General features: G+C 55.9%; 7 protein-coding genes. 1 reads left to right on the top strand and 6 read right to left on the bottom strand.

Going from position 1 to position 10077, the window contains the following annotated elements; translation table 11 throughout:
- Positions 1-130: 130 nt before the first annotated feature.
- Both LOC70_RS14020 and LOC70_RS14015 read right to left on the bottom strand, forming a co-directional pair.
- Positions 131-499: an endonuclease domain-containing protein gene (locus tag LOC70_RS14020; protein WP_230254382.1), complete on the bottom strand. Its 369-nt coding sequence runs from the start codon at positions 497-499 to the stop codon at positions 131-133.
- Positions 500-638: 139 nt separating this feature from the next.
- Positions 639-1673, bottom strand: a complete 1035-nt coding sequence (locus LOC70_RS14015; RefSeq protein WP_230254380.1) for an AAA family ATPase — start codon at positions 1671-1673, stop codon at positions 639-641.
- Positions 1674-1972: 299 nt separating this feature from the next.
- Between LOC70_RS14015 and LOC70_RS14010 the strand changes: the two genes are divergently transcribed.
- Positions 1973-3736, top strand: a complete 1764-nt coding sequence (locus tag LOC70_RS14010; protein ID WP_230254379.1) for a DUF1559 domain-containing protein — start codon at positions 1973-1975, stop codon at positions 3734-3736.
- Here the strand turns inward: LOC70_RS14010 and LOC70_RS14005 are convergent.
- The 4 genes from LOC70_RS14005 to clpB all read right to left on the bottom strand — a co-directional run bounded on the left by LOC70_RS14005 (position 3733) and on the right by clpB (position 9992).
- Entirely contained in the window at positions 3733-5400 is a 1668-nt protein-coding gene (locus LOC70_RS14005) for an L-serine ammonia-lyase, iron-sulfur-dependent, subunit alpha (RefSeq protein WP_230254377.1), read from the bottom strand. The two genes, LOC70_RS14010 and LOC70_RS14005, sit on opposite strands and share 4 nt — an antisense overlap.
- Positions 5401-5579: 179 nt before the next feature.
- Positions 5580-6482, bottom strand: coding sequence for a hypothetical protein (locus LOC70_RS14000; protein WP_230254371.1), 903 nt, complete (start codon positions 6480-6482; stop codon positions 5580-5582).
- A 4-nt stretch (positions 6483-6486) separates the two neighbouring features.
- Positions 6487-7038 (bottom strand): YceI family protein, encoded by a 552-nt coding sequence (locus LOC70_RS13995; protein ID WP_230254369.1) that lies wholly within the window; start codon positions 7036-7038, stop codon positions 6487-6489.
- A gap of 308 nt (positions 7039-7346) precedes the next feature.
- Positions 7347-9992: an ATP-dependent chaperone ClpB gene (clpB, locus tag LOC70_RS13990; protein WP_230254367.1), complete on the bottom strand. Its 2646-nt coding sequence runs from the start codon at positions 9990-9992 to the stop codon at positions 7347-7349.
- Positions 9993-10077 lie beyond the last annotated feature (85 nt).

Here is a 10077-nt window from a genome sequence, read left to right as displayed (position 1 = left end):
AGTGCTGAGTGCTGAGTGCTAGGTGCTAGGTGCTAGGTGCTAGTTTCCGAAGGAGCGAAGCGACACGTCGTCCCCTCTCCCCCGGCTTCCGGGGGAGATGGCTAGGGTGAGGGGGCATCTCCAAGAATCATCATTCACCACCTCGCCATTCCTCTCCCATCGCCCGCAAGATCGCCACACCGACCGCTTCGGTGTTTTCCAAAACATCCGCGTTGCAAAACCGCAAAACGGTCCATCCTTCACGGTTCAAATGAGCCGTTCGGTCCATGTCTTGTTGCTCTTGATGTTCGTGGTAGTCGCCATCGAGTTCAACGATCAATCGTTTCTCAATGCAGGCGAAGTCGGCAATGAAAGGTGGAATAGGAAACTGGCGTCGAAACTTGTGTCCGTTGAGTCGGCGGTTGCGGAGGAGTGTCCAGACGAGTGATTCGGGCTTGGTTTGCTTGGTGCGAAGTTCGCGTGCGTTTTGGGTGAGTCGAGTTGGTTGGCGGATTGGCATGGTGGGTTGTCTTTCAGACTTGGTTTGGATTCCCCCTCACCCTTCCCCTCTCCCCCGGAAGCCGGGGGAGAGGGGACTTCGCGTCGCTGACGCTCCTTCCTTTTCAGCTAACAACTAGCAGCTCACAGCTAGCCTTCTTTTAGCCTTCCTCATCGAGCAACCTTGCGACGATGTCTCGGGCGGTCATTCCCTCGGCTTGGGCGGCAAAGGTCGTGATCAATCGGTGGGTCAACACGGGTTGGGCGACGGCTCGCACGTCTTCGGTTCGCACCATGTAAGAACCTTCCAACGCGGCTCGCGATTTCGCACCCAAGATCAAATCTTGAACCGCTCGAGGGCCGGCACCCCATGAAACCAATGGCAACAACCAAGCCGGTGCGGTTCCTCCTGCGGGTCGTGTCTTTCGGACCAACCGCGCTGCTTCGGTGTAGATGTGATCCGGAACGGGAATGCGTCGCACCAGATCTTGATTCGCAATGATGTTCTCCGCCGTCATCAAGTGCTGTAGCTCTGGCAATCCACCACCGGTGGTGGTGCGTGCGATGGCAATCTCTTCTTCTTCCGACGGATAGTCCAATTCAATCAACGCCATGAAGCGATCCAGTTGGGCTTCGGGCAACGGATACGTGCCTTCCTGCTCCACCGGGTTTTGCGTGGCGAGCACCATGAACGGCGGTGGCAGATCAAACCCTTTGCCGACCACTGTGATGCGATGTTCCTGCATCGCTTCCAACATCGCAGCTTGCGTCTTGGGCGGGGCTCGGTTGATCTCGTCAGCCAACACGATGTTGGCAAACACGGGCCCATGAGCAAAATGAAATTCGCGTCGACCGCTTCCACTGTCTTGCAAGATGTCCGTTCCGGTGATGTCCATCGGCATCAAATCAGGCGTGAACTGAATGCGATTGAACTTCAATGACATCGTCTCGGCCAACTTGCTGACCAACAATGTCTTTGCCAAACCCGGCACACCCATCAACAGTGCATGGCGTCTTGCAAACAAACACACCAGCAACAGATCGATTGTTTCGCGTTGTCCCACAATGACCCGGGCCAACTCATCACGCAATTGTTGCGTTAACCGTCCCAAACGATCGACTGCTTCAACATCGTCGTCGCTCAGCGTGGGCTCGGAACCAGGAGACGATTGATTGGGCACCACCGATTGCGACATCTGAATTTCCCGTCGTTATTTTTGAGCAAGCCAGCGGGCTAATATAACCACCCAAGAGACGGTCCCGCAAAGTCGCGAGAAATTCGGTACAGCCCAACTTTGTCTGCAACAGGATGCCATGGGCCATTTCGTTTCATGCGGCCTTGGCAACATGAGGATTCGATGAAACCCAACGTTTCGCGACGTTTGCGGGAGATCACAGCCCCACGAGAGGACCGCTCATTCGTTAGGCTGAGGCAATTGACCGACGTGAAACTGGCTTGAAAATCAAAAACTTTCTTTTCTTTGGAATGGCTGCGATGCGGGACACTTCTCGATTCATCCGTCTTGGTTCGTCACGAGCTCCACAGCTCAGGTGGACGTTTGCACTCCTCTCGTTCGCCAGCCTGGCGTTGACCTCGACGCTCGTCGCCCAGAACCAACTTCAACCGATCGGTGGTCCCAAAGACTTAGTGACCGAATCCGATTCGGGCGGTTCGATTGGCGGGCGATATGTCCACGATCAATCCATCGGATTCCTCTCGGTGGCTCCGTCCAATTGGTGGGACAACGAAATGTTCCGCCTTTACCCCACCGAGATCCTTCGCGTGCAAGCGAAAGAATCCATTGGGATTGATCCGCAGGAGATCCACCGAGTCCAAGCAACGTTTGGCTTGTCGATGGAAACCGGACAGCCGTTGTTTTCAGCCGTCTTGAGTTTGAAAGGCAAGATCGATGGCAAGACGCTGAAAGAAGCCTTGGACCTGGAGCCTCAACCAATCGACATTGGTGAACACAAAGCCGTGCGAATTCGCGGGCAATTCCCAATGGTCCTGAGTCGATTGTCCGCCGATGCCCAATTCGACGACGGCGAATCCGGAGAGATCTGGTACATCGGTTCGCCCGAATGGCTGGTCGAGACCGCTGCGGCTAGCGACGAAGTGGACTCATCAGAACGCGGCCCGCTTCCTGTGCGTTTGGCTTCCCTTCCGAAGCGTGACGGGATCTCCGCGGTGGTGGAGATGAAAACGATCCGACCTTTGGTCAGCGGATTCGCGATGCACGCGGCGGCACAACTTCCGCCTCGCTTGCAACCACTTGGACAACTTCCAGGATTGACCGACGCAATCCTGCTGCATGTCGACTTTCAAGGAGAAGCCGTTGCCATCCAATTGACGCTCGTCGGCATCGATGAACCCGCCTCCGAACAAATCGAAAGCATCTTGCAGGATTCGCTCATCGAAGCGCAGGTCTTGGCAATGGACATGATTCAGCAAAAACTCGCCGGATCCGACGCATCCCCCGCGATGCAGCAAGCGGTGCAGGCTTACGCCACTCGAATCTCGGCCATGCTTCTACAAGCTTTGCAACCGTTGCGGGTGGGCCGCGATGTCACCATTCAAACCGAATCGGAACTGAGTGTTGCCTCCACGGGAGTTCTCGCTGGATTGCTTCTTCCCGCCGTGCAGGCGGGCCGAACAGCTGCCCGCCGTGTGCAATCGTCCAACAACATCAAGCAGATCATGTTGGCGATGCACAATCACCACGCTGCCTACCGACAACTACCGGCCGCCGCCATCACCGACGAAAACGGAAAACCACTGTTGAGCTGGCGAGTGAAGTTGCTTCCGTTCTTAGAAGAAGCTGAGCTCTATCAACAGTTCCGATTGGATGAACCGTGGGACAGTGAGCACAACCTGCAAGTCGCTGAGCGAGTGCCCGCGACCTACCAGCCAGTCGGCGTTCCGCTCGAACCAGGCCACACGATTTACCAAGCGTCGGTGGGGGAAGCCAAAGGTCTGCTGCCCACCGAAGCAATCCACTTTCGCGAATTCATGGATGGCCTATCCAACACCATTCTGATTGTTGAAACGAACCCAACCGAATCGGTCTTTTGGACCAAACCGGACGACATTTCGATGGAAATGGAATCGCCTCTGGACGGCTTGGGCAACGCATGGCCTGGCGGCTTTCATGTCGGAATGGCCGATGGAGCGGTGAAATTCATCACTAAAAACATCGATGCAGAGCTCTTCCGGAAGATGCTCACGCGTGCGGGTCGCGAACCGCTGAATCTTCCCTAGCAACTGCGTTCGGGAATGACTCGGGACGAGGCTGCCTCTTTCCCACTCACCGATAGCGAAACGGGCGGAGGCGTACCGCATCCACATCCGGCACCACATTGCTGCAGACGTTTTTCGATTTGCAGCGACGTGTGTGTGGTTGCCAATCCACCAAGAGCCGTGCAGCGATGCTCGCGCGGCATCCGCTCTGATACACGACGAGCAGCGTCGATGGTTTCATCCAGTGGAATCACCGGATCGAAACCAGCCAAACACATGTTGGCACAAGAGATCGCATTGCTGGCTGCGATCACGTTCTTTCCCAAACATGGGACTTCCACGCGGTTGGCCACGGGATCACAGATCAACCCCAGCATGTTTTGTAATGCCATCGAAGCCGCACCGGTCGCCTGGGCCGTGTTCCCGCCGGCCATCGTCACCAGTGCCGCTGCCGACATCGCGGCGGCCGATCCACCCTCGGCCTGGCAACCGCCCACCTCAGCCGCGAAACTCCACGCCGTGGCGATGAAGACACCAATCAACCCCGCCGCCAAAAATGCCTTGGCAATTTCCTCGTCGGTGAGCGACAACGATTCGCCCATCGCCAAACAAGAGGCTGGCAACGCAGCACATGCACCCGCGGTCGGTGCGGCGATGATCACGCCCATGGAACTTTTGACTTCCATCATGGCCGTCGTGTAGAGAACCATTTGGTTCAAGACGCCGGCATCCAACAACTGGCCTGCATCCAACTTCTTTTGAAACCCACCTGACTGATATCCCAACACACGATCGTCGTAGCGGGTTCCGGCGAGACCTGACTCGATGCTTGTTCGAGCGATGCGAACGATGTCGACCATGCGATCAATCACCTCTGATTCACTCAGCCCCCCTCGTTGCACTTCGTACTCCACCGCCCACTTCCAAAGCGGCTTTTCATTCGCGTCCGGCAATGCCATCAGAGTCCGGCAATCTTCAAAGGGGACCTTCGCGTTTGGACGAGACCGAATGGGCAATACGGGCTGCAAACGCAAAACCGGCTCGGCCACTTCCCAGGGACAAGCCGTATCCAATGCCGCGGTCGTGACGGGGCGACTCGATTGAACCTGCAACAAGACTTGGTCATCGAGCGTGCGCACATGCACTCGATCCGCTCCGATTTTCTCCGCAATGATTTCACAGTCGAGAACATCGCTGGACGCGTCTTTTGCTGGACTGATCAATGGCACCAACGTTTCGTCAAAGCCACCATCCATCGAAACATCAAAACCATCAATCGAGATGACCTCGATCATTCCACCGCCAGTCGAAATCGCAATCAACGTGTGCGAACCCTGGCCCCCACAAACCGTCAACCGGTACGTGTTGGGATGCCGGTCACCGAAGTCGCCATACTCAAACTCAAACGCGATTCCTTGCTCCACCAAGTGACGTCGTGAATTTGGCAACCGCTCGTCATGGGCCTCCCATCCCAACAATCCGCCAAACAATCCCATGTCGGACCCTTGGCTTGTGTGCGTCGCTGGAAGCGATCCACTCTCGTCGAATTGAATCAGCACATGCTGCAGGTCGCCCTCCACCAAATCGCGAGCCAACCTGCCGATTCGCAGTGCAGCCGCACAGTGCGAACTACTGGGACCACGCATCACCGGGCCGATGACATCATTGAAAATACTGACGGTCATGCGATTGCCGATTTCTCACGAAGATGAAACTAAAAGCTGCCGAGACTCTGACCCAACCGCACACGCCAGTCAAATCTTTACCGCCGAATCCAAGACCGATGGGCAAGCCGTTCGCCCTAAGAAACCCATGCGGGCAAACCCCAGCAAGAATCTAGATACGCAGATCCGCGACGGACCATTCACCATTCTTCCGCCGGGTCACCAAACAACGAATCACTGAACAGGTACCACGCCACCAGGACCAGCAACACCACGGTCACGAGAACCGCCACCAGCACTCGCACCTTGGTGGAGCGTTCGCGAAGAGGAATGTCCGCCACCGTAATGATGCAGGGTGATAACAGAATCACGCTATAAAGCCACGCCGGATGGTCTTCGTAAGTGTAAAACCGTCCGGTCGCGGTCGCACTTGCCGACAACAACACGACGGCAGGAGTTAACTTCGCAAACGATGCTAACGATAGACCGCTGCACCCGATCGCGAAAACGGTGGTCGCGACGAGAGCACTGACCAACCACTCGGCGAATCCACCGTAGGCGCTGGCGGCGAGCAATGTTGGTGCGAACAATCCAGCCAACGCCACCCACATCATCCATGCCGTCGCTCCCGCATGCTGCATGCGATTCAGTGCCCAAAGATTGATCATCGCGGCGGCGGCTACCGCTGCCATCCAAGGCCGATGCAGGGGCAACATGTCCACCCAGCCATCACCGGTCGGCATGCTCCACATTGCAGTTGCGACACCAGCCAACCCTGCGATCAGCGCTGTGATGCTGTGGCCGTGCGTCTGCTCGGAAGCGAACGAGTCTTTTGTAGGGGACAGGACCGCGATCAATAACGATCCCAGCACAACGGGAACCAGAGCCATCTGCCACGACTCCAACGAATCGAAGTCCAAATCCTGGCGGGCAACCAAACTCGCAACAACAGCCGCCGACCATCCGACAACACACAGCGAGGCCGGCAACCGGTGACCGATCCATTCGCCGTCCCAACGACTTGCTCGCCAAGCACCAATGACAAACGCCAGCGAGATGATCGCTGGCGTTATCACGCACCATAAAAGGATTTCAGTTTCCAACGGTCTATCGCTTGAATACCAGCAAAGCGCGGATGGCAACTTCGTCGTTGATCTTGCCTTTGCCGTAGTCCATTCCCCACTTGGTTCGATCAATGTCAAAATTCGCGGCCAAGACCAACATCTCTTCGGTCAACCTCGGTAGAGCTGGAATGGTGACCTCCACGGCCTTGCCCAACATGGTCAATTTCCCAACAAGCTTGACGCTATCTTCCGCAGGATCGTGCTCGATCTTGGTTGCTTCAAATGTGATCTTGGGATGCTTTCGCACATCAAAGAAATCGGGGTTCTTCAAGTGGTTGGTCAGCTTGTCATCGTCTGACCAAAGGCTGGTCGTATCGATTTCGATCTTCAGCGATCCTTCGCTGGGCTCTTCAACGTTCAACACCACATCCGCGGTGAACTTCTTGAACCCACCGTCGTGCTTCCCGTCTGGTTTCGAACCAACGAATGAGATCTTCGATTTTTCCAAATCCAAGGTCGGTTTCTCATCCGCCGTTCCCACCACTGCGGAAATGCAAACCAACGACAACATCAATCCGACTCGTTGCAACATCATGAACAACCTTTCTGCAATGGTTTGACAAAACATTTTGAACGCCAGTCCCCTCGGCATGCCCTTCCGATGCAACTGTCCGCCAAACGAAACCCACTTGATAAAAGAATAGGCTTCCACCAAAGAATTGTCGCATCCGTTCAAGCGAGCAACAACAAGCGGACCGCCCTGACACCCCAGTTGTTACAAAATGATGAACGAAAAGGGCAGCTTCGCGAACTCGATGGATACGACAGCGCAAAAAAACAGAGCGGCCGACACCGCCGACCGCTCCGTTTGCTTTCTCATTCACCCGCAATCTGGACGCTTCATCAGTCCGAGAAAGTGAATCCCTCGACATTGTGATCGATCTTGATCACCGTGCCTTCGGGATAACTATTCTTCAAAATCGCGGTGGCCAACGGATTCTGAACTTCTCGCTGAATCACACGTTTTAAAGGACGAGCCCCGTAGGCGGGGTCGTACCCTTCGTCCGCAATGCGATCCACCGCAGCATCGGAAATCTCCACCGACAACCCGTTGGCTGCCAGTCGCGAACGCAAGTCTTCCAACTGCAGTTCCACGATCCTTCGAATCTGCGTTTGCTGCAGCGGATGAAAGATCACGGTGTCATCGATTCGGTTGAGGAACTCGGGCAAGAACCTGGCCTTCAAAGCCTCCTCCACCGCATTTCGCATCTCATCTTCGCCGCCACCTTCTTCGGTGACACGTTGAATGACCTGACTGCCGACGTTGCTGGTCATCACGATCACCGTGTTGGTGAAGTCGACTGTCCGACCCTGTCCATCCGTCAGACGCCCATCGTCGAGCACCTGCAAAAGAATGTTGAACACATCCGGATGAGCCTTTTCCATCTCGTCGAGCAGAATGACGGCATACGGACGCCGCCGAACGGCCTCGGTCAATTTGCCCCCCTCTTCGTAGCCGACATAGCCGGGAGGCGCACCGATCAACCGCGACACGCTGTGACGTTCCATGAACTCACTCATGTCAATCCGCACCATCGCCGATTCGTCATCGAACATCACCTCCGCCAACGCTTTGCACAACTCCGTCTTCCCGACGCCGGTTGGCCCGAGAAACAGGAACGAACCAATCGGACGATTGGGGTCCTGCAAACCACTTCGGCTGCGACGCACCGCGTCCGCCACGGCGGTGACGGCTTCATCTTGCCCAACGACTCGCTGGTGCAAACGCTCTTCCATCACCAACAACTTGGCGCGTTCGGTTTCCATCATGCGAGTCACCGGAACCCCGGTCCAAGTGCTGACGACTTCGGCAATCTCTTCTTCCGTCACCTCTTTGCGAAGCAAGCGACGCTTTTCGTCGGCGGCATCGTCTTTCGTATCGTCAGCGGACTGATCGCGGCTTTCCGCTTCATCAATTCGAGACTGCAATTCACGAAGTCGCGATTGAACCTGAAGCATTTCCCGATACGCCTCCTCGGGGCTTTCGCCACGAAGCTGCTTCTCTTTGGCTTCCGCATCCAACTGAGCAAACCGATGTTGCAATTGGTCGACCTCTTGACGCACGGACTGCACATCGTCGAGCCCCATTTTCTCGGCTTCCCACTGCTCCTTCAGGCTCGCCAACTCAGCTTTGGCCGCTTCCATTTCCTCTTCCACGTCGACACGTTTCTCGACTGCTGACGCTTCTTGCTCATCCTCCAACTGGCGATGCACCAACTCGAGTTGCCGCAGTCGTCGCTGCAAACGATCGATGGGTTCTGGAACACTTTCCTTTTCCATTGCCAAGCGACTGGCCGCCTCATCGATCAAATCGATTGCCTTGTCCGGCAAGAACCGATCCGCGATGTAGCGATCCGAAAGATTGGCCGCCGCGACCAGTGCGCTGTCCGTGATCCGAACGCCGTGATGCGATTCGTAGCGAGGCTTCAGGCCCCGCAAAATCGCAATCGTGTCTTCTGCATTGGGTTCACCAACAAACACCGGTTGGAAACGCCGTTCCAACGCCGCGTCCTTCTCGATGTGTTGTCGGTATTCGTCCAGCGTGGTGGCACCGATGCATCGAAGCGCACCGCGAGCCAGTTCCGGCTTGAGCAAGTTTGCCGCGTCGGCCGAACCCTCCGCGTTGCCCGCACCGACGACCAGGTGCAATTCGTCGATGAACAAGATCACCTTGCCGTCGGAATCCTTGACCTCGCGCAGCACCGACTTCAAACGTTCCTCAAAATCACCACGGAATTTGGCTCCGGCGACCAAGGCGCCCATGTCGAGCGAGACCACCTTCTTGTTCTTCAAACTTTGTGGCACGTCACCTTCGAAAATCCGCAGTGCCAGCCCTTCCGCGATGGCGGTTTTCCCCACACCGGGTTGGCCAATCAAAACCGGATTGTTCTTCGTGCGTCGCGAAAGCACCTGAATGACTCGGCGAATCTCATTGTCGCGACCGATCACGGGATCGAGCTTGCCACTTTGAGCCAACTGAGTCAGATCGATGCCGAACTTTTCCAGAGCTTGATAAGTCGACTCCGCATTCGGATCGGTCACACGAGCCGAACCACGAATTTGACTCATCGCGGTCAACAGATCGTTGTCGGTAACGCCCAACAATGACAACAAGCTTTTCGCTTTGTTGTCCGTTCGTGCCAAACCAACCAGCAGATGCTCGGTGCTGACGTATTCGTCTTTCAGAGATTCCGCGGAACTCGCAGCCGCTTCCAACGACGCCTGCAATTTCGCGGAAACACGAGCCTGCCCCATTCCTGAAGAATGCGGCAACTTCGCCAGCTCGCTCTCGATCAGCGACTTCAGCTTGGGCACATCCACATTGATTTTTTCCAGCAGCGGCTTGGTGATGCCGTCTTGCTGATTCACCGCAGCAGCGAGCACATGCAATGGATCAATTTCAGCGTTCCCAGCGGAACTGGCCTGAGCCTGAGCTTCGGCCACCACGTTTTGGGCTTGAGTTGTCAATTTATCGATTCGAAAAGCCATCGGAACCTCCGGGGCAGAGAAAAGGGTGGGATAAGTTGGTGGGTCGCGGAGGCCACTTGGCGATGCAAAACGACTCCGCGTCGGT

Origin of the sequence: Rhodopirellula halodulae, from assembly GCF_020966775.1 — a bacterium.
GTDB lineage: Bacteria > Planctomycetota > Planctomycetia > Pirellulales > Pirellulaceae > Rhodopirellula > Rhodopirellula halodulae.
The sequence above is the reverse complement of the archived record's forward strand: the minus strand, read 5'-3'. Positions and strand labels throughout refer to the sequence as shown.